This window comes from Paraburkholderia sp. HD33-4 (assembly GCF_021390635.1).
GTDB lineage: Bacteria > Pseudomonadota > Gammaproteobacteria > Burkholderiales > Burkholderiaceae > Paraburkholderia.
In genome coordinates, this window is the sequence record NZ_JAJEJS010000003.1 from 936488 (window position 1) to 957143 (window position 20656).

19 protein-coding genes and 1 pseudogene are annotated in these 20656 nt (G+C 62.2%); 11 read left to right on the forward strand and 9 right to left on the reverse strand.

Annotated features, from left to right (window positions below):
• Positions 1-81: 81 nt before the first annotated feature.
• Positions 82-1248 carry a mandelate racemase/muconate lactonizing enzyme family protein gene (locus L0U84_RS38805; RefSeq protein WP_233858748.1) on the reverse strand — a complete coding sequence of 389 codons (1167 nt, stop codon included), beginning with the start codon at positions 1246-1248 and terminating at the stop codon, positions 82-84.
• 179 nt (positions 1249-1427) lie between these two features.
• Between L0U84_RS38805 and L0U84_RS38810 the strand changes: the two genes are divergently transcribed.
• The 6 genes and pseudogenes from L0U84_RS38810 to L0U84_RS38835 all read left to right on the forward strand — a co-directional run bounded on the left by L0U84_RS38810 (position 1428) and on the right by L0U84_RS38835 (position 5938).
• The gene (locus tag L0U84_RS38810) at positions 1428-2324 is read left to right on the forward strand and encodes a LysR substrate-binding domain-containing protein (protein ID WP_233859861.1); all 897 of its coding nucleotides are present in this window, start codon (positions 1428-1430) and stop codon (positions 2322-2324) included.
• Between the two features lie 324 nt (positions 2325-2648).
• Positions 2649-2933: pseudogene (locus L0U84_RS38815) on the forward strand (Hcp family type VI secretion system effector); the annotation flags it as partial.
• A gap of 108 nt (positions 2934-3041) precedes the next feature.
• The gene (locus L0U84_RS38820; protein ID WP_326491239.1) at positions 3042-3329 is read left to right on the forward strand and encodes a hypothetical protein; all 288 of its coding nucleotides are present in this window, start codon (positions 3042-3044) and stop codon (positions 3327-3329) included.
• Positions 3330-3341: 12 nt separating this feature from the next.
• Complete coding sequence (locus L0U84_RS38825) at positions 3342-3617, forward strand: hypothetical protein (protein ID WP_233858750.1); 276 nt, start codon at positions 3342-3344, stop codon at positions 3615-3617.
• Between the two features lie 12 nt (positions 3618-3629).
• Positions 3630-3899, forward strand: coding sequence for a hypothetical protein (locus tag L0U84_RS38830; protein ID WP_233858752.1), 270 nt, complete (start codon positions 3630-3632; stop codon positions 3897-3899).
• Between the two features lie 449 nt (positions 3900-4348).
• Entirely contained in the window at positions 4349-5938 is a 1590-nt protein-coding gene (locus L0U84_RS38835; protein WP_233858760.1) for a methyl-accepting chemotaxis protein, read from the forward strand.
• Positions 5939-5945: 7 nt separating this feature from the next.
• Here the strand turns inward: L0U84_RS38835 and L0U84_RS38840 are convergent, their stop codons facing one another.
• The 3 genes from L0U84_RS38840 to L0U84_RS38850 form a co-directional block, all read right to left on the reverse strand.
• A complete protein-coding gene (locus tag L0U84_RS38840) occupies positions 5946-6791 on the reverse strand; it encodes a GNAT family N-acetyltransferase (protein ID WP_233858762.1) in 846 nt (281 codons plus the stop codon).
• A gap of 165 nt (positions 6792-6956) precedes the next feature.
• Positions 6957-7286 carry a hypothetical protein gene (locus tag L0U84_RS38845; protein WP_233858764.1) on the reverse strand — a complete coding sequence of 110 codons (330 nt, stop codon included), beginning with the start codon at positions 7284-7286 and terminating at the stop codon, positions 6957-6959.
• Positions 7287-7328: 42 nt separating this feature from the next.
• Positions 7329-8636, reverse strand: coding sequence for a tryptophan leader peptide (locus L0U84_RS38850; protein WP_233858766.1), 1308 nt, complete (start codon positions 8634-8636; stop codon positions 7329-7331).
• Positions 8637-9278: 642 nt separating this feature from the next.
• Here L0U84_RS38850 and L0U84_RS38855 point away from each other — a divergent pair.
• Together L0U84_RS38855 and L0U84_RS38860 are read left to right on the forward strand one after the other, a co-directional pair.
• On the forward strand, positions 9279-9764 hold the full coding sequence (locus tag L0U84_RS38855) for an adenosine-specific kinase (protein WP_233858768.1): 486 nt from the start codon (positions 9279-9281) through the stop codon (positions 9762-9764).
• A gap of 51 nt (positions 9765-9815) precedes the next feature.
• Complete coding sequence (locus tag L0U84_RS38860; RefSeq protein ID WP_233858770.1) at positions 9816-10718, forward strand: ATP adenylyltransferase family protein; 903 nt, start codon at positions 9816-9818, stop codon at positions 10716-10718.
• Positions 10719-10734: 16 nt separating this feature from the next.
• Here L0U84_RS38860 and L0U84_RS38865 read toward each other — a convergent pair whose 3' ends face one another.
• Positions 10735-12387 carry an FAD-dependent oxidoreductase gene (locus L0U84_RS38865; RefSeq protein ID WP_233858772.1) on the reverse strand — a complete coding sequence of 551 codons (1653 nt, stop codon included), beginning with the start codon at positions 12385-12387 and terminating at the stop codon, positions 10735-10737.
• Positions 12388-12751: 364 nt separating this feature from the next.
• Between L0U84_RS38865 and L0U84_RS38870 the strand changes: the two genes are divergently transcribed.
• Positions 12752-13432, forward strand: coding sequence for a DUF4410 domain-containing protein (locus L0U84_RS38870; RefSeq protein ID WP_233858774.1), 681 nt, complete (start codon positions 12752-12754; stop codon positions 13430-13432).
• 84 nt (positions 13433-13516) lie between these two features.
• Here the strand turns inward: L0U84_RS38870 and L0U84_RS38875 are convergent, their stop codons facing one another.
• From L0U84_RS38875 to L0U84_RS38890, 4 genes are all read right to left on the reverse strand, one after another.
• Positions 13517-14740: a YeeE/YedE family protein gene (locus L0U84_RS38875; protein ID WP_233858776.1), complete on the reverse strand. Its 1224-nt coding sequence runs from the start codon at positions 14738-14740 to the stop codon at positions 13517-13519.
• A gap of 323 nt (positions 14741-15063) precedes the next feature.
• A complete protein-coding gene (locus tag L0U84_RS38880; protein WP_233858778.1) occupies positions 15064-17085 on the reverse strand; it encodes an acyl CoA:acetate/3-ketoacid CoA transferase in 2022 nt (673 codons plus the stop codon).
• 31 nt (positions 17086-17116) lie between these two features.
• The gene (locus tag L0U84_RS38885) at positions 17117-17584 is read right to left on the reverse strand and encodes a CBS domain-containing protein (RefSeq protein WP_233858780.1); all 468 of its coding nucleotides are present in this window, start codon (positions 17582-17584) and stop codon (positions 17117-17119) included.
• 455 nt (positions 17585-18039) lie between these two features.
• On the reverse strand, positions 18040-19167 hold the full coding sequence (locus L0U84_RS38890; protein ID WP_233858782.1) for an aminotransferase class V-fold PLP-dependent enzyme: 1128 nt from the start codon (positions 19165-19167) through the stop codon (positions 18040-18042).
• A gap of 493 nt (positions 19168-19660) precedes the next feature.
• Between L0U84_RS38890 and L0U84_RS38895 the strand changes: the two genes are divergently transcribed.
• Positions 19661-20107, forward strand: coding sequence for an Ohr family peroxiredoxin (locus tag L0U84_RS38895; RefSeq protein WP_233858784.1), 447 nt, complete (start codon positions 19661-19663; stop codon positions 20105-20107).
• 72 nt (positions 20108-20179) lie between these two features.
• The gene (locus tag L0U84_RS38900) at positions 20180-20626 is read left to right on the forward strand and encodes an Ohr family peroxiredoxin (protein ID WP_233858786.1); all 447 of its coding nucleotides are present in this window, start codon (positions 20180-20182) and stop codon (positions 20624-20626) included.
• Positions 20627-20656 lie beyond the last annotated feature (30 nt).

Here is a 20656-nt window from a genome sequence, read left to right on the forward strand (position 1 = left end):
GCCGCATTGAGCCGGCTTCGTTCCGTCTTTTTTCTGAATCATTCAACCGGGAATCCGGGTCGGTGCCGCTGCGGGCGCGCGCTATTCAGCCAACTTGCGCATCTCGGCAATGAGGTCGGATTTGCCTTCGAAGCCGATGCCGGGCAACTCGGGCATCGTGATGTATCCGTTCTCGACGCGCACGCCGTCCGGGAAGCCGCCGTATGGCTGGAACAGGTCCGGGTACGATTCGTTGCCGCCAAGTCCGAGGCCCGCCGCGATGTTCAGCGACATCTGATGGCCGCCGTGCGGAATACAACGGCTCCTCGACCAGCCATGCTGATGCAGCATGTCGAGCGTTCGCAGATATTCGACGAGGCCGTAGCTCAACGCGCAGTCGAATTGCAGCCAGTCGCGATCGGGACGCATACCGCCGTAGCGGATCAGGTTGCGGGCATCCTGCATCGAGAACAGGTTTTCGCCGGTTGCCATCGGCTTGTCATAGTAGTTGCGCAGCGTTGCCTGCAATTCGAAGTCGAGCGGGTCGCCCGCCTCTTCGTACCAGAACAGGTCGTACTGCGACAGGGCCTTCGCATAGCTGATCGCCGTATCGAGATCGAAGCGGCCATTGGCATCGACCGCGAGCTTCTGGCCGTCCTGCAGCACGCTCAGGATGGAGTCGATGCGTCGCAGGTCTTCGTCGAGCGAGGCGCCGCCGATTTTCTTCTTCACGACCGTGTAGCCCCGGTCGATGTAGCTGCGCATCTCGTCCTTGAGCTTTTCGTGGTCCTGGCCCGGATAGTAGTAGCCGCCCGCCGCGTAGACGAAGATCTTGCGGTTGGCCTCGCCATCGCCGTAGCGTTGCGCGAGCAGCTGAAACAGCGGTTTGCCGGCGATTTTCGCCACCGCATCCCAGACGGCCATGTCGATCGTGCCGATCGCGACGGACCGCTCGCCGTGGCCACCGGGCTTCTCGTTGATGAACATCGTCGCCCAGATCTTGTGGGGATCGAGGTTGTCGCCCGCGTCGTCGACGAGCGAGGCCGGGTCGGCCTCGAGCAGGCGCGGGATGAAACGCTCGCGCATCAGCTTGCCCTGGCCGTAACGGCCGTTCGAGTTGAAGCCGTAGCCGATCACCGGCTTGCCGTCGCGGATCACGTCCGTGACGACGGCGACCAGACTCAGAGTCATCTTGCTGAAGTCGATGTAGGCATTCCGGATCGGGGAACTGATCGGAACGGTCTTTTCGCGGATTTCAACGATTCTCACGCCACTGCCTCCAGAGATTTGAACAGTTATTGAGCCACCTCGGCTTCAATGTGGTGCCTAGCTTAGCCGCGAAACAGCCTGCTAGAATTCACTTCAGTTCACTACATATTTCACCAAAAGTGAGTACTGCTCCCGCATCCGACTTTGAGTTCTTCATTCTCCTTGCGAAACTGAGGAGCATGTCCGGCGCCGCCCGGGCGCTCGATCTCAGTCCGCCGGCGGCGACCAAGCGGCTGGGAATCATCGAGCAGCGGCTCGGCGCGCGACTGGTCAACCGGACCACGCGCAGCGTCAGCCTGACGCCCGAGGGAGAGACCTATCTGCGCTACGCGTCCCAGATCGTCGGCCAGGTCCGCGAGATGGAAGAGGCGATTTCCGGAGCCAGACGCGATCCGCATGGGCCGTTACGCATCAACGCGACGCTAGGTTTCGGCAGGACGACGATTGCACCGCTCGTCTCCGACTTCGCGAAGCGTTTTCCGAATGTCGAAGTTCAGTTCGAGGTCACGGACCGACCGGTCGATCTCGTCGAAGGCGCGTTCGACATGGCGATACGGTTCGGCGAGCTACCCGACAGTCGGCTGAGCGCGAGGCGCATCATGAGCAATCGCCGTTTTCTTTGCGCGTCGCCGAAATATCTGGAGCGCTTTGGAACGCCCGAGCGCGTGGAGGACCTGCATCAGCATCGCTGCATCATTCACCGGCAGAACGATGACGCTTACGGCGTGTGGCGCTACATCGTGAACGACCACATCGAGGCGATCAAAGTCAAAGGCGCGTTATCGAGCAATGATGGCGACATTGCCCTCCGGTGGGCGCTCGACGGTCATGGGATTCTGATTCGCTCCGAATGGGATCTGGCCAAGTATGTACAGAGCGGGCGCCTCAAGCTGGTGTTGCCAAATACCGTGCTGCCGTCGGCGGACCTGTTCGTCTATTACCCCAGGCAGCGCAATCAGACGGCGCGGGCGCGAGCCTTCATCGACTTCCTCGTCGATCATTTTCAGGCGCCGTTCACACCGGTCGACACTGCCGTCGAAGTTCCGGAAAGGAAGAAGAGGGCCGCGCGAAAGTGACGTTGATGTCGCCGGACGTCGCCGCGACAGGCACATGGCATCGGTTCGCGTGCGGTGCGCTGGTCGGAGAACGAGGTTGACGCGTGGACTGCCGATCGCCTTTCCGAGCGCGAGGGCGAGGTCGCTTCCGAATAGCGCAGGTACTGCCAGCGCAAAAGCAAACGCCCCGCATTGCCGGGGCGTTTGCTTTTGAGTCGTTGAATCTGTCATTCATTGTCAAATGAAAGGTGCCTCATTCGATATGCGTCATCGCGAAATACGAACCGTGATCTACTCGCGTACCAGCGGTAATTCACTTTAATCGTTTTCAGGGAGCTCTTTGAGATGCCGATCCCCGCGCACATGTGGCTGAAAGATGATGGCGGTGCAGACATAAAAGGTTCGTCGACCGTTCAGGATCGCCAAGGAAGCATTGAAATTATCAGCTTTGGACACGGTGTAAATCTGCCGGTAGATGCTGCCAACGGCAACATCACCGGCGCGCGTGCTTACTCGCCGGTCTCGTTCGAAAAGGAGTTTGATGCGGCGACGCCTTATCTTTACAAGGCCGTGGCGAAGGGGCAAACGCTGCAATCGGCCGAAATCAAGTGGTATCGGATCAACGATGCAGTCATCACGCATGGCAACACCTGCCCCTAGACTGTTCAAGTAGGTTCTCTTTGTCGGCCTGTTTCGAAATCTTAAAAGGTTGGCAGCTCTATCGCGCCAAAAGACGAAATGTTTATACAGCGCATGAGTATAGCCGAGCGCAGGGCCACCAAGATCGTGCTGTTTTCAGGCCTCTTCCTCTTCTCACTCATTTTCGTGCGTCCGCTTCACGATGAGTGGTCACAGGCAGAAACGCGCGCATGGCTGTACACATCGCAGGCGCTCGGGATTCGCGATCCTGAAGATTTGTACATCTTGGTATGGACCACCATCGAACTGATCGTGACAGTGCTCGCCTATGTGGTGATCATGAAGCTATGGCGATGCTACCGGAGGAAGTGCCCGGACAAAACGTAGAGCTCATCACCTATGGCAACACCTCTCCCTGGAGCGGCGTCTAAAGTCGCGCTGTTTGTCGGCCTGTTCTGCCTGGCCGTGCCATATGTCCACACATACCCGATACCCATGCCAGAGAGTCAGGCGCGCGCATGGTTGCACGCCGCCAATTGGCTCGGCATTCGTGACCCGGACGACCTGTACATTCCGATCATCCTTCTGGCTGATCTGTTTGTGGCGACGCTTGGCTATCTGGTGATCATGAGGCTATGGCGGCACTGTCGGAGCAAGCGCCCGGACAACACGTAGGGGTCGTCACGTATGGCAACACTTGTCCGTAGGCTGTTCAAGGTCGCGCTATTTATCGGGTTGTTTCTTATTTCGGTCCGTTATATCCCGCTATCGAATGAGTGGACAGCAAGTGAAGCGCATCCATGGTGGCGTGCGTCGGACTGGCTCGGAGTTTCCGATCCCGATGACCTGTATTTCGTGGTGTGGCTGACCATCGAACTGATCGTGACAGTGCTCGCCTATGTGGTGATCATGAAGCTATGGCGATGCTACCGGAGGAAGTGCCCGGACAAAACGTAGAGCTCATCACCTATGGCAACACCTGTTTCTGGAACGGCGTCTAAAGTCGCGCTCTTTATCGGCCTGTACGTGCTTTGCGTGATCTTTATTGGCCGCAATGGGCCGATGCCAGGGAGTGAGGCGCTCAGATGGGCGAGCATCGCCCACGGCTTCGGCCTTCATGATTCCGATGATGTTCTATATCCCGGTGATGCTTGCCATCGACCTGGTTGCGGCGACGCTTGCCTATCTGGTAATCATGAGGCTTTTGAGGCACTACCGGTTCCTTCGCGCATCCGCGCGTAGGTCGACTCGGCGAGCTGCACTTCGACTTGATGGCAACAAGCTTTCGAATACCCGACTAAGCTAGTCAGATAACCCTAAATATTCTGTGGGTATTGCCGTTAGAGGGCCCATTGACCGACCTTCCGGCGCCTTCAGCACCGCGCGGTGCCTCGCTAACGACCTTCATGCGCAATAACCAACCCGTAACTCAACGCGAATTCGATTTCCCCGCCTCTGAAATGCTCGTCTCGGCGACAGACGTAAAAGGAAAGATTCAGTATTGCAACCCCGCTTTCATCTCGATCTCAGGTTACGCACGAGAAGAGTTGCTCGGCGCGCCCCATAACATCGTCCGGCATCCTGACATGCCGCGTGAGGCATTCGCCGACCTGTGGGACTGTCTCCGCGCCGGTCAGCCCTGGACGGCGCTTGTGAAAAACCGCCGCAAAAACGGCGACCATTACTGGGTACGCGCGAACGTCACACCGGTGATCGAAAGCGGCCAGACCGTCGGCTATCTGAGCGTTCGTACCAAGCCTTCGCGCGACGAAGTGAAGCTCGCCGAGTCGACCTACGCGCGGATGCGCGAAGGCACTTTGCGTTCGCACGAGTTGCGCCGTGGAAAGCTGGTGCGTACCGGGATGGCCGGCAAGCTGCAGGCACTGACGCGCGTTTCCGTCGTGGCGCGCATCGGCATCGGCTATGCGATTGCGCCACTGGTCTTTCCGCTCGTCGGTGCCGCGCAGTACGGTGGGGTGCCGCCGTTGCCGTACTGGAGCGCTGCCGCGATCTCCGCGGTGCTGGCCGGGTTCGCCTGGTGCGCACTGAAAAGGCAATTGGGTGCGCCGCTCGCGGGGTTGTCCAGTTTCGCCACCCGAATGGCCGCCGGCGACCTGACTGCCGAAATGAGCATCGCGAGGAACGGCGATTTCGCGGACGTACTGAGCGCCCTGAACCAACTGAAGGCGAACCTCGGCGCGATCGTGCTGGACGTGCGTGGCCAGATCGGCGGAGTGGTCGACTCCGCTCGTGAAATGTCGAGCGGCAATGCCGATCTGGCGCGCCGCACTGAATCGCAAGCGGCCTCGCTCGAGGAAACGGCAGCGACGATGGAGCAATTCACCACCAGCGTGAAGGCCAATGCCGACGCCGCAGCGTCCGCGCTGGGACTTGCCAGGGAGGCGCAGGATGCCGCGGCGCTCGGCGGCGAGATCGTCGGTCAGGTTGAACGGACCATGTCCGGCATCACGTCGGCGTCGCAGCGAATCGCCGATATCACGGGTGTGATCGATGGCATCGCGTTTCAAACCAACATCATTGCATTGAACGCAGCGGTCGAAGCCGCCCGTGCTGGCGACGCCGGCCGTTCGTTCGCGGTCGTCGCCACCGAAGTGCGCATGCTCGCGCAACGTTGCGCGGAGTCTGCGAGGCAGATCAAGTCCGTGGTGGATCTGACCGTCGCGGAAGTCTCGCAAGGAACGGAACTGATCGACCGCACCGCGTCGCAGATGAAGGTGATCGACGAGACGGTCAGACGCGTGCTGACCATCATCGACGACGTCTCCAATGCAAGCGACGAGCAGGCCAAGGGCATTTCGCAGGTGAATCAGGCCATCACGCACCTCGACAGCGCGACGCAACAGAACGCCGCGCTCGTGGAGCAGGCGACGGCCACCGCGCAGCGGCTGATCGACTCCGCCCATGTGCTGGATGAGACCGTGCGCCTTTTTACGATTGCCGGTCAGCGTCAGTCGTCGCTTACCGTCGCTCGATGAGCCGCAGTCAACCCAGTTCGAACGAGCTCACCCCGAACACGCGTTGCACGGGAATGGCCGGCGCGGCGCGGGTGTACATCCGCGCCGTTTCGAACGCGCTCACCATGCCGTAGCGTTCAGCGAGCGCTACGGCAGCGGAGTTGATCTCAGGGACGTCGAATGCGACGACTTCGCCTGCGACGCTCGCGACCAGTCCGTCGAACAGATCGTTGGCGATCCGTGCGTCGTCGGCAAACAGCGGACCGATCTTGTAGCCGGTCCTGCAACGGCGCAGCACGCCGTACCCTCTGATCTGAGCGTCGCGCACATACGCCAGAGACAGCGCCTGTGGCTGCGCGATCCAGTCCGCCAGAAAGCCGGAACGGGCGGTCGAAAAACATCCGCTGTCGTAGGCAACCAGTTGCGCGAAAGGTACGTCCCGCGCGTTTGTCAGATTGGGCGTCGACGCAGCTCGCACGACGCCCTGGAAGCGGATGTTGCGATACGCGAACTGGAAGCCGGATTTTTTATAGTTCTGCTGCTGGGCAACGACACCGTCCAGCCCGATCGTACGATCTCCCAGGTAGCGCATCGCGAGCTGCCAGGTGCGCAGACCGAACCCCCTTGCGCGAAACGCCGGCTTGACGATGTAGAGGCCGATGAAACCGAAGCGCTCGTCGTAGGCGACCGCCGAGATGCATGCCACCGGCTCCGCGCGCCAGGTACCGACGAAAAAGCCATTGGGGTCTGCATTCCAGAAGCATCGCGCATCGTGGAGGCCTGGGTTCCACCCCTCCGCCGCAGCCCATTCGACCGCCAGCTCGACCTCGCCGGACGACATGTTGCGCACAAGGAAATCGCTACGATCATCCATGATGGGACTTGACGGCTCACGTGTAGCCATAGGACCATGGGCCGCCGGGTGAGTTCACGAACGCCCGTTCACCCGCCATCCTTCCGTCGAGGCAGCCATGCGACCCGCCGGATAGCCGTCGACGAAACCCTTGCTCGAGCTCTCAACCGCGATTGACTCCGACGTCTACGCAGGGGTGAAGACGACAGCTCCATGCTCGTCGACTTGCGCGAAGGTCCGGGAGAAGCGGTAGGCTTGCCCTTCAATGACCAATTGATTGAATCCCGACCGGGTGGCCTCCAGAAGCGCGTGGACGATCGTGTTCGGAATGGTCGCGTAGCTCGTCCAGTCCGCATCTGGCTCGCCGGGGTTACCGAGGTAGATTTCGCTGTTTTCGCCTTGAGAGAGCACCAGAATCAGGCTCTTTCCTTTGTCCAGCGAAAGCTCCAGGTACTCTGAAAGCGCAGACGCCGCCTCGGTCGCGATATCGAGCGGGTCGGGAGAGGAAGAGTTCATAAGTGGCCTTTGTGATCGTGCGTGGCATCACCTGGAAGACGATCAGTCCGGCAACTGGCCGGGCGCACCATCCAGAATGCGAAGCTTGTCGTCGATATCGGGAAGTTGATGACCCGCCGCGCGAAGCTCGTTCACGAGCCGATGCGCAGTTGCACAACACTGCGCCAGCGTCTCATGCAGTCGCGGTTCGCTGCGCAGGCCCGTCACCGCCTTTTCCAGCTCGGAGGGGGACTCGCTCAGCAGGGAGGGAACGACCTCTTCTGGCGGAATCAGGGACCCGTGGCTCAAAAGCTGGGCCGTCCAGTCGCATCCATACAGCAACGTCCGTCGCTCGGAACGTTTCGCTTCATCCTGCTCCAAGGTCGCGAGACTGTGCCGATTCTTGTGAATCGAAGCGCGCCAGGTCGCGAGTATGTCGGCGCGCAACTCTGCAATTGCATTTCCGAGCGACGTGCTTTGTCCGCCGGCTACGAGCCGCCGTTCATCGAGCCTGTCCACGTGGTCCCGGTATCCTTCGAGGAAGGGCTGCCAGTTCAACGGCAATTCGGTCGTCTCGGAGAACGACCGGCTGGTCTCATTGAGCTCGTTCCTGATCTCCTCGCTGGCCCGCGCATCGGCAAGTCGTGCCTCAAAGACCTCGTGAGCCGTCACCATCTGGCGATGAAGGGCGAAAAGCGGATTCTTGTGGCGGCGTTGCAGGTGTCGCTCCGCAGCGCCGGGATGGGCGCTCCATTTCCACTCGGGCAGCGATTTCGCGTCGAACTCGACCGCGTCGATCATGGGCCGGAATACCGCCAGTCCCTCCTCGGTCGCATGGCGAAAACAGTCGGCCAGTTTGAAGTCATTGCCTTGCAGGTTGGTGCCTTCGCTCCCGGCATAAGGAGAGTCCGGTGCGAGCCGCAGGAACGCGGTAGCGAGGAAAAAGTCCATGGGTAGCTCGACGGACAGACTCTCCAGTCGGAAAGTGCGCTGTTGAGCTGAAAGGGTTTCGACGGAATGCGCGAGGCGGTTCGCGAGGTCGAGGAGCGAGTCGATCTGGTCGCCGGACGACGGTTGCATCGCGTCGGCGAGCAGGCACAAGGATTCACGCGCCATTTTTGCCGCGATGGTGCCGTGCTTCTCGGCGAAAAGCCAAAACCAGAGGGCAAGCTGATAGCCCCGGACACCGTTTCGGGCGAGCGTTTCGACATCGGGCGAAAACGTAATGCCAGGCGCGGCCCAGCTCGCGAACGGTGGCGAGTCGCTGCCCAGGTACATATCCAGAAGCTGCTTCAACGACTGATGCGTACCGCTCGGCCAGCTTCGCGTCTCGTCGTACTGCTTCTCGGTCTTCCAAAGTTTCCAGGCCATCGTGAACCTCGCAAGAGTGTGCGGGATGCGGCTTGGTGAAGATACTTGCACACTCGGTCGGGGGCGTAAACCGGCGCTTGACCTTGTTGACTCGGAGAGACTGCCGCGGCGTGACGGGGTTTAAAGCGGGTCAAAACGCTATCCGGTCGAATCGGCTTCTGGTCGATCAATGCCGCCATAACTCAGGCTTCCTCTGCCTGTTTCACCTTGGTCTGTTGCTACCCGGCAGCGGCTTCGGGGCGGGTGCAAATCCGGCCGATTGCCAGTCGCCTGTTGATTGCGATGTCGCGCCTTCGGCCTCCCGATGTTGCACGATCCGCCATTGAACCGATCAGGCGATCACTTCTCGTTATAGACCCGAACGTTGCTTCAGGATAGAGCCGCAACGATCCATGTGATGTGCGCTCGCCGCCGTGCTTCGAAGGCCGGCGGCTGCGGCACGGCACTCGATCTTTTCATTTTTGCAAGGCGACGGGCTCCGGACATCGGAATTGCTGGCGTCGTTCGCCGGAGGCTCGATTTAGTACTAGGCTAGAAGCCGGATCGACGAAGACCGGTTGACGCGCGAACCATCCGCAGTCGCGTTGGGCGGTCTTCGACGTGTTTTCATCGGCGTGTTGCCGCAATGGAGCGAGGTCCACCATGCAATTGTCCGCCGTCAAGGTCGTCAAGCCCGAAGCGACCAACTTCATTCTCGGGCAGAGCCACTTCATCAAATCCGTCGAGGATATTCACGAAGCGATGGTCGGCACGGTGCCCGGCATCAAGTTCGGCCTCGCGTTCTGCGAGGCCTCCGGCAAGCGCCTCGTGCGGCGCTCCGGCACGGACGAGAGCCTCGTCGAGATGGCTTGCCAGAACGCCACCAACGTCGGTGCGGGCCATAGCTTCTTCGTGTTTCTGGGCGACGGCTTTTTCCCCGTCAACGTGCTGAACACGATCAAGGCCGTGCCCGAGGTCTGCCGGATCTTCTGCGCGACGGCGAATCCCGTCGAAGTGCTGATCGCTGAAACGGACCAGGGGCGCGGCATCGTCGGCGTGATCGATGGCTTTTCGCCAGTCGGCATCGAAAGCGCGGAAGACGTTCAATGGCGCAAGGATCTTTTGCGCACGATAGGGTACAAGCTGTAGCGGCTGCGCTTTCTCTCGCTTCACGCGCGCCGCAACGCCTGCCGACATCCCATGGAACGACAACGACGCCTCATACCGGGCACGCTGTGGCCCGCCATGCTGCGACAGACCGAATACGCGCTGAGTCGCGGCGCGCTGCAACCGATCGACACGCAGCAGTCCGAGCTCGACAGCGGCGGCATCCGCTTTCTCGTGCGGCAGGTGTCGAGCCTGACCCACAAGGAACAGCAGCTCAAGCAGGCGCGAAAGCTTCAGACGGCAAAGCGCCCACCAGCGAACCCCTTTCTTCCCTACGAGCCGGATCTGTTCGTCGCCGATATCTCGGACACGCATCTCGCGTTGCTGAACAAGTTCAACGTGATCGATCATCATCTGCTGATCGTCACGCGCGAATTCGCACCGCAGCAAGCGCTGCTCGATCTTGCCGATTTCGAGGCGCTGCTCGTGTGCATGGCCGAGTTCGACGGCATCGGCTTTTACAACGGAGGCACGGAGGCGGGCGCGAGCCAGCCGCACAAGCATCTGCAGATCGTGCCGCTGCCGCTCGGGGAAAGCGGTCCGCCCGTGCCTATGGAGCCTTTGCTCAGTGCGCAGAAGGGCTTGCCGGGTTTGCCGTTTCGGCATGCGTTCACCCGCTTCGACGCGGACGAATTGACTCGCGTGGATGCACCGAAGCTGGCGCTTTCCCGCTATCGCACGCTGCTCGAAGCGGCGGGTATCGGCGCGCTCGAAATCGATCGTGCATGGTGCCATGCGGCGCCCTATAACCTGCTGGTCACACGGCGCTGGATGTTGCTCGTGCCGAGATCTCAAGAGCGTGTCGAAGGCGTGTCGGTGAACGCGCTCGGCTTTGCGGGTTCGCTGTTCGTGCGCGACGCGGCCCAACTGGATCTGATCGAAAGGCTCGGTCCGATGACCGTATTGGAACGTGTCGCGCTACCTGCAAATACATAACGTCCGCGCGACGAACTCACGCACCGTCCGCCTGTAAATACCTGTGCGCGAAAGCAATCGCCATGCTGCCCTCGCCGACGGCCGACGCAACGCGCTTCACGGGGCTCAGCCTCACATCTCCGCACGCGAATACGCCAGGTACGCTCGATTCGAGCAGATAAGGATCGCGCTGATGCGACCAGCGTCCGGCCTTGACGACGTCATCGCCAGTCAGCACATAGCCGCGCACATCGCGCGCGATTTCGGGCGGCAGCCACTCCGTCTGCGCATCCGCTCCGATGAAGACGAACAGACCGCCGCAGTCGTGCCGGCTCACTTCGTCGCGGGTCGAATCGCGAACGTCGATGGCAGCCAGATGCGTATCGCCATGGGCGCCGACCACTTCCGAGCGCAGCCGCACCGCGACATTCGACTTGCCCGCAAGCTGTTCGACGAGATAGCGCGACATGCCCCTTTCGAGCGAATCGCCACGCACGACGAGCGTCACGCTGCGCGCATGATTGGCGAAGAACAACGCCGCCTGACCGGCCGAATTGCCGCCGCCGATCAGATGCACGTCGAGGCCGTGCGTCGCGCTCGCTTCGCTGCGCGCCGCGCCGTAGTAAATCCCCTTGCCGATAAAGCGGTCGAAGCCGTCGATGGCAAGCCGCCGCCACGTGACGCCCGTCGCGAGAATGATGGTTCGGGCGTGCACGGCGTCGCCGCCGTCGAGATGAATCTGCCGCGCCTGCACATCGATGCGCTCGACCGAGCGCGTCACCAGGATTTCCGCGCCGAGCCGCCGTGCCTGTTGCAGCGCGCGGCTCGCGAGTTCGTCGCCGGAAACGCCATTGGGAAAGCCGAGATAATTTTCGATGCGCGAGGACGTGCCCGCCTGACCGCCCGGCGCCTCGCGCTCGAGCACCAGCGTGCGCAGACCTTCCGACGCGCCGTACACCGCGGCGGCTAGCCCCGCAGGCCCGCCGCCGATGATCGCCGTGTCGTATCCGGCCAGACGCGGCTGCGTCTGCAGGCCGAGCAGTCCCGCCAGCTCGCGGGTTGCGGGCCGGCTCAGCACGGTGCCGTCGACGAGGCGCAACGCGGGGCACTCGCCTTCCGTCGGACATGTGCCGGGCCAGCGCGCGGCCAGTTCGGGCGCATCCGGCGCCAGCCAATCGACGCTGATCTGATTGCGCGCGAGAAACTGGCGCAACAGCGTGCACGCATCGTCCCAACGATTGCCGACGATCATCACGCGCGCCTTCGGCGGCTCGGCGGAAAGGCTTTGCAGCCCGCCGATGCGTTCGCGCGCGAGCGCCCCCATTTTGAACGCCACGTCGGGCGACGCCGCCGCGAGCGCATAGTATTGCGGCGCATCGACACGCATCACGCGCGAAGGCTCGGCCGCCCGATACGCGCCCGGAAACGGCGAGCTCAGTGCCAGCGGCACTTCGCCGAAGATCGTGCCGGGCAGACGCCAGCCCAAGGTTCGCTCGATGCCGTCGAACGTCTTGATGACTTCCATCTTGCCCGAGAGCACGGCGTATAACGCGCGCTCTCCGCCTTCATGGACCGCGAACTCGCCCGCGCACAGATGCAGGTCGGCGGCCGCGTGCGCGAGATTTTCCAGTTCGGTGTCGGGGAGGGCCGAGAACAGCGGCACGGCGCGGATGTCGTCGATCGTCAGCATGGCTTCTTCTTCCGTTCTAACAGGCAGATGACGTAGCGCACGGTTCATCGGGTCAGAGGCGTCATGTCCGACGATTGGACTCGCGCAAAAGCATGCGCAGACGACGCGCGGCGCCGGCCACCACACCGACCCAGTATAGGATTTCCAGGTCAGGATGCCGCACTGATGTGTGCGTTGGCGGGCAGTGCAATCTGATGCTTGCTATCGTCATCCAGACTATCTGGTCGCAACGTGGACGATCGAACCACGGGGGCGCTTCTGAAACACCTAAGATGAGTGAACGGCCCGTGATCTGAATGCCGTATTTCGTCGCTGCCATGCAATCGGTACGAAGCGGAGAGTGCGATCAGCGCGGAGGTGCGCAATGGTTTTTCGATGGATGCGAATGGTCTGTCTGGCGACGTATGTGTGTGGCGGCGCGCAAGGGTGTCTGGCAGCGGATTCGTCGGCGGCGCCCGCGGTTGCCGCCGCGCCGCCGGTCGTCTATGTCTCCGATTTCGATCTCGACGCGGCAAATGTCACCCCTGACAACGGACCGGGTCACCGCACGCGAGGCATCCTGGGCAGCCTGGTGCCTGAAGGTCCGCTGCGCCAGCAGCAGGATCCGCAGGCGCGGGCGCGAGACATCGTTGCGCTGATGGCGAAATCGCTGACGGACGATCTCAGGAAGGCCGGGGTAGACGCGCGCCGCGTCACGCCGGGTGAGCCGCTGCCGCACGCTGGCTGGCAGGTGCGCGGAGTGTTTCTCAGTGTCGATGAAGGCAACCGGCTGCGTCGCGCGATGGTGGGGATGGGCGCGGGCCAAAGCCAGTTTCAGGTCGCGGTGTCGTGCGATAACCTGGCGACGCCGGAGTTGCCGCCGCTCTATGAATCGGTTGAAGAGGGGGCGAGCAGGGATATGCCGGGCGCGGTCATCAAGCTCAATCCGTACGTGATCGCCGCGAAGGTCGTGCTGTCCGGGCGCGATCAAAAGACGGCGGTCAAAAACAGCGCGGAACAGATAGCTGGCGAACTCGCGCGACGGCTTCAGACGGGCGCGAAGTAGGAGAGTCGATTCCGTTGCGAGGCGTGGCTCGCTTCAGCCCGATTACCGGCAGCCCCGGCCCGATCTGCGGCCGGGGCCGTCCGATCAGCAGCCCGTCGGCTTGACTCGCTCGACCGCGAGGCCGAACAGCGGACGCAGCTTCGTGCCGACCACGTTGCCGAAAAATGCCGCGACGAGCCACAGCCAGCCGTGCAGGCTGCCCGACACGATGCCGCTGAAGTACGCGCCGATATTGCAGCCGTACGCGAGGCGCGCGCCGTAGCCGAGAATCAGGCCGCCGACGATTGCCGCGATCAGCGAGCGCAGCGGCAGACGCCACACCGGCGCGAAGCGGCCGGCGAGCGCAGCGGCGACCATCGCGCCGATCACGATGCCGATGTCCATCACCGACTTCACGTCGTGGCTGATCGGTGCGGCGAGGGCGGCCGCGTTCGGGCCGGTGCTCCACACCGGCCAGTTCGCGACGTCGATACCCAATGCCGTGAACGTCTTGGCGCCCCACAGCGCGAACGCCGACGTGATGCCCCACGGATGGCCCGACAGCGCGAGCGTCACGAAGTTGAGGATCGCGAGCACGATAGCGCCGGCGAATAGCGGCCACGGGCCATGCAGCCACGGCGAAGCGTTCGGTACGCGATCCACGTCGTTGATGAGTCGGCCGTGACGGCGCTTTTCGATCAGCACGGTCAGCGCGGCGATCGCCGCGAACACCACGAGGTTCAGCGCGATCCCCGGGCCGACGCCGAGCGTCTTCACGAGCGAGATCGGCGGCAGATGCGGCATTGCGGACCAGAACGGCATATGCGCGGTGCCGATCACCGAGCCGATGACGAACGCGATCAGCGTGACCACCATCCGCGTGCTGCCGCCGCCGACCGTGTACAGCGTGCCGGAGGCGCAGCCGCCGCCGAGCTGCATGCCGATGCCGAACATGAACGCGCCGACCACGACCGACGTGCCGACGGGCGACACTTCGCCGACGACCGGATGACCGAACAGCGTGCCGGCGGAAAGCGCGGGGAAGAACAGCAGCACGCCGATCGCGAGCATCAGCATCTGCGCGCGCAGGCCGGCGCCGCGGCCGTCGGCGATGAACACGCGCCACGCGGACGTGAAGCCGAACGCGGCGTGATAGAGCGTGACGCCGAGCAGCGCGCCGAGCACGTACAGCGCGGCCTGTTTGACGCTGACGGTCTGCGCGAGATAGATCGCGCCGATCACGACGAGCGCGAGCGCGACGCTGAGCGGCTTCGGATTGATATTGACGACACGGCGGGGCGCGCCGAACGACGAGGACAGATCGGACATGATGTGTGGGGCGGACGCGCTTGTCGCGCTAGGACGGCACGCCTGTGAAACGGCGGTCGCTGCGCGGGAGGAGGACCGCGAATAGTTGTTTTGGGAGAGCGTCGAAGTATACCGAAATGTCGCGTTGCGGCCGCCGCTGCAGAGGTTCGCGCCGCTCGGCGGCAAGTCCGGGACGCGCGCCGCGTGGCAAGCCTGAAAGGCCCGCCGCGCGGGGCTTTGCGCCGGTCGACGGCGATTGAAGTCGGTCGCTTAATAACCTGCTGTAATACCGATATTTCAAACTTGCATTGAAATCGGTATCAACGCGTTCCTCCCCGGAGAGCTTACCGGTCTGGCGACTGTTCGCGCAGGTAGGCCTGCGCTTCCGCCTCCGTTTCATAAACATAAGGCGAGAGCCCGCGCCGCGTCAGTGCGCCGCCCAGCTTGGCGCGCATGAAAGCGCTGGTCGTGAAGCGCGTTACGCCGAGATAGTAGCGCTGCACCATATCCTCGACCATTTCGACATACGCGTCCTCCAGCGCGGGGTCCAATACGAAACCCTCGTAGTTCACCACCGCATAGACCTTGTGGTCCAGCGGTTCGCAGACGCGGCATACCTGAGCGCGGATCGCCGCGATATCGTCCGGACGCTTTACCTCGAGACGCGAGAAATTGAGAAATATGATGTTCTTGTCGTCGTCGTAGATAAAGCGTGCTTCCAGCGGCAGTCGCAAAACGTTCGAGCGCAGGCCCATCGGTTCAGGCAGGAAAATCCGCTCGTCCATCTGCATCGGCGTCGGCGAACGAAGGATCGGTGTGAAATCCATCTTGGCCAGAATGTCGCGCTCCAGATCGACGCCAGGTGCAATCTCGATGAGTTCCATACCATCGGCGCCGAGCTCGAACACGCAACGCTCGGTGATGTAGATGACCGGGTGGCCCTTTGCGGCCGCATACGGGCCGGAAAACGTGCGATGCTCGACTTCTTCGACGAACTTCCTGGCCGTGCCGTCACGGTGGATACGCAGCTTGCCGTCGACGACCGCAATCTGGCTCTGGCCCGCCATGAAAGTGCCGACGAACACGACTTTCCTCGCGTTCTGGCTGATGTTGATGAAGCCTCCGGCACCGGCCAGGCGCGGCCCGAATCGCGACACATTGAGGTTGCCCATGCGGTCGGCCTGCGCGAGGCCAAGAAAGGCGATGTCGAGCCCGCCGCCGTCATAGAAATCGAACTGGGCGGGCTGATCGATGATCGCCTGTGCATTGGTCGCCGCGCCGAAGTTCAAGCCTCCCGCTGGAATCCCGCCGATCACGCCGGGCTCGGTGGTCAGCGTCAGCAGGTCGAGGATCCTTTCCTCGTTGGCGACGCTGGCGATGCCCTCGGGCATGCCGATCCCGAGGTTCACCACGCTGTTTGGCTGCAGTTCCATTGCCGCGCGCCGAGCGATCACCTTGCGCTCACTCATCGGCATCGGCGCCACACTGCTCGCGGGGACCCGAATTTCGCCGGCGAACGCCGGACTGTATGGTGTGGCAAAGGTCTGCTGGTGGTTCTCGGGCGGCGCCAGCACGACGCAATCGACCAGGACGCCGGGGATCTTCACCTGTCGCGGATTCAGCGAGCCGCTCTCAGCGATACGCTCCACCTGGACGATCACCAGACCGTGGCAGTTGTGCGCGGCCATGGCGATCGCGAGAGCCTCCAGTGTCAGGGCTTCGCGCTCCATCGTCACGTTGCCGTCCGGGTCGGCGGTGGTGCCGCGCACGATCGCGACGTTGATCGGGAAGGCCTTGTAGAACAGATATTCCTCGTCGCCGATCCGCATCAACTCGACCAGGTTCTCGGTGGTGCGTTCGTTCAGCTTGCCGCCACCGAAACGCGGATCGACGAAGGTGCCGAGGCCGACTCGCGAAAGATGGCCGGGCTTGCCGGCCGCGATGTCGCGAAACAGTTGGCTGATCACGCCTTGCGGCAGATTGTAGGCTTCGATCTGGTTATCCACCGCGAGCTGCTGTAGCTTCGGCACGAGGCCCCAGTGTCCGCCGATCACGCGCCTGACGAGCCCTGGCATCGCCAGATGGTTCAGTCCCCGTTCCTTGCCGTCTCCCTGGCCCGCCGCATAGACCAGCGTGAGGTTGCTGGGCTTGGGGAGGGCGACCAACGTATCCTCGTCACGCGCGGTACAGAGTTCCTCGATGGCAATCGCGATATCTTCCGCGAAGCCGATGCCGACGAAGCCGCCTGTCGCGACCGTATCGCCCTCGCGGATCAGGCGCACGGCATCGCGTGCCGACGCCAGTTTGCCGGACGAGCGGGAGAGGATGGCCGGTGAAGGCGCACCCGCGGTTGATTGCGTGTTCACGTTTCACCTCGCCTGATTCGAGCGCGACTGTCTAGTAGGCGCCGCCGGTATCAATGGTCAGATGGAGCATGTCGTCTTCGAGGACCCTGATGAAATGTTCGTCCTCCTGCAGCAGTTCCTCCAGCACGTCGCTGTTGGACAGCACGCCGATGACGCGCCCTGATTCGAGAACGGGTAGGTGCCGGATCCGCCTGGTGTGCATCGACGCGAGGCATTGATCGCAGGTATGTTCGGGCGTCACGTAAAGCACCTGGGTGGTCATGATGTCGCCAACCCTGGTCTCGGCGGCGTTGCGGCCAAGCACCTCGACCTTGCGGGCGTAGTCGCGCTGAGACAGCACGCCAACCAGATTGCTGCCCTGCAGCACCAGCACGGTCGTCACATCCTTGTCGGCCATCAGATGCAGCGCGCTAAGCACGGTGTCGTCGGGGCCGACCGAAATAACCTCCCGAGGGTTCCCGGACAGAATTTGCCGTGCTGTCTTCCTCTCCTTTTTCATGACCGCCTCCAGACAGAAAGGGGAGCATGTACGGACTCCGCTCGATCAAAGCGAAATCGGAATGCGATCGTCCAGGCCCAGCCCGGGCTGGCGACTTTTGCATTCGTTGAATTGCAGTGTAGGTCGCTTGATCCGGGCCGAACGAACATTTTCCCGTTCAGCTCACGCCGAAGAGCACGCCGCATCTCGTAAGCCCCGGCTGGAACTCGCGGCTCACGCGCCGGTTGACATGGATCGAGCGGTGCGGCGCGCCGCACGCAAGCCCCGCGACGGGGCGGATTGCGCTCGAGGCAACGGCAGTGTCAGTGAAGCTACCTCAGCCTGCGCAAATACTGGGATCGGTGATCGTCGGCTGCGGCTCAAGCGTGCGCATAGCTATTCCGGGAGATTCCGGAGTCCTCGCGCCAATGCGGTGGCGAGGGCGAAGCCATGCGCACGTGTTTCGTGAAAGCGCTCTAAAGAATACCGTCCAACGCCTTGGCGAACCTGGCGACCGCGCCTTCGACGTCATGCAGTTTGTCCAGGCCGAATAGTCCGATGCGGAAGGTCTTGAAGTCCGCAGGCTCGTCGCATTGAAGGGGAACGCCGGCTGCGATCTGCAAGCCGGCATCCGCGAATTTCTTGCCGGACCTTATGCCGTCATCGTCCGTATAGCAGACCACGACGCCCGGAGCCTCGAAACCTTCGGCAGCAACGCTTCTGAAACCTTTGTCACTCAGCAGTGCGCGAATGCGCTTGCCGAGTTCGAGCTGCTCCGCTCTCACTTTGTCGAAGCCATATGCGTCGGTTTCCTTGATGACGTCGCGCAGCGTCGCGAGACTGTCCGTGGGCATCGTAGCGTGGTATGCGAACCCGCCGTTCTCGTAGGCTGTCATGATCTCCAGCCATTTGCGCAGATCGCAGGCGAAACTGGTGCTGGTGGTTGCGTCGATCCGTTCGCGGGCGAGGGGGCTGAGCATGACCAGGGCGCAGCAGGGTGACGCGCTCCAGCCCTTTTGCGGTGCGCTGATCAGGATATCGATGCCGCTGGCCTGCATATCCACCCAGATCGTGCCGGAGGCGATGCAATCCAGCACGAACATGCCGCCGACGGCATGCACGGCGTCGGACACTGCGCGCAAATAAGCATCGGGCAGCATCATCCCGGATGCGGTTTCGACATGCGGCGCAAACACCAGATCCGGCTTGTTTTCCTTGATTGCAGCGACTACTTCTTCGATCGGAGGTGGCGCGTAGGCGGCCTGCCTTCCCGGTTCGACCGGACGCGCCTTCAACACGGTCGTTTCGGACGGAATCCCGCCCATGTCGAAAATCTGCGACCAGCGGAAACTGAACCAGCCATTGCGGATGACCAGACACTTTCTGTTCGTCGCGAACTGGCGGGCGACGGCCTCCATGCCGAAAGTCCCGCTGCCCGGGACGATCACGACCGACTGCGCGTTGTAGACCTTTTTCAGGGCGCCGGAAATATCGCGTACGACTCCTTGAAAGAGCTGCGACATGTGATTGATTGATCGGTCGGTGTACACGACTGAATATTCGAGGAGCCCCTCGCGGTCGACATCGGGAAGTAAGCCTGGCACGTTCGTCTCCGGTTATTGACTAATAAGACAATCGAAACCAGATTCTAACGAAAGCCACCTGCAACGGCATCGGCCGGAAGGTCCCCGGTGCCCATCCGGCAACTTTCGGTGTGGACCTGCCGTCGAGTCGCACCGCGGCGCAGCATTTAATTATGAAAATCATAGTTTCAAGTGCCGCGCGGCTCCACTGTCAATTTCATGGCGGATCTGACAGGTCACAACGCCGCCCGTCGTCGCCTTGCCTTGCCTGGCCGAAGGGCGAGGGGCCCCGACGCGCCCGGCAGCGGCGTTTGCGTGCGCGGGGCGCGGCGCATCGGGCAGGCGACACCCTGCTGTGCGCAGCGCGATTTTCGTTCCTCCTATCGATATGACGGATGCGATTAAATCTTTTGCGATTGACATCGGGCGCATCTTTGTCCATTATTCGACGCAAGCGATTACATCGCATGCGATATAAGACGCTTGACCCCCCTCATTGACACAGGAATCCATCATGACCCGGATCGATCAAGTCCTCTTCTCAGGCAACTCCCACGCCACGATCAATCACGACCCCGATGTCCGGCGCGGCGAGCACGGCGTGCTCGACCTCGAACTCTCGGCGCCCAACGGTGAACGCCACGATTTCATCGCCACCGCGCTGCACCCGCGCGCCGAGCAGCTGTTCTCGGGCGCGTGGTCGGCCTGTTATATCAGCGCATTCGAGATTGCGGCCTCGATGAGGAAGGTCACGCTGCCGTCCGACTACTCCGTGGACATCCAGGTCAGTATCGGCACGGTCGGCAACGGGTTTTCCCTCGGCGCTCAGTTCACCGTCCGCGCACCGGGGCTGGAACCGGAAGTCGTCGAGGCCCTCGCGAAGCTCGCCCATCAGATCTGCCCGTACTCGAAGGCCGTGCACGGCAACATCGAGGTCGGCCTGAAGGTCGTCACGGTGTGATTTATAAGTCGTATGCGATGTAATCGCGCAAGATTTAAATCTCTCTGATTTCCCTCTACACAGGAATCCATCATGGAAAAGATCGAAAAAGTCCTCGCTGCAGGCAACTCCCACGCCACGGTCAATCGCGACCCTGCTGCCCAGCGCGGCGAGTACGGCGTCTATGACCTCAAGCTGACCGCGCCCGGCGTTGAGAACCTCGATTACATCGGTACCGAGCCGCACCCGAGGGCCGAGCAGCTGTTTGCCGGCGCGTGGTCGGCCTGTTACACCACCGTATTCGGCATGGCGGCCGAACTGGAGCAGGTCACGCTGCCGCGCGACTACTCCGTGGACATCCGGGTGAACATCGGCCAGACCGGTGCCGCGTGGTTCCTCGGCGCCGAGTTCGAGATTCGCGTGCCGGGTGTGGAACAGGAGGTCGTCGAGAAAATCGCTCACCGGGCCCATCAGATCTGCCCGTACTCGAAGGCTGTGCGCGGCAACATCGAGATCAGCACCAGCATCGTCACGGCGTGATCCGCCAGGGCACGTGCTCCCGCTGGAGCA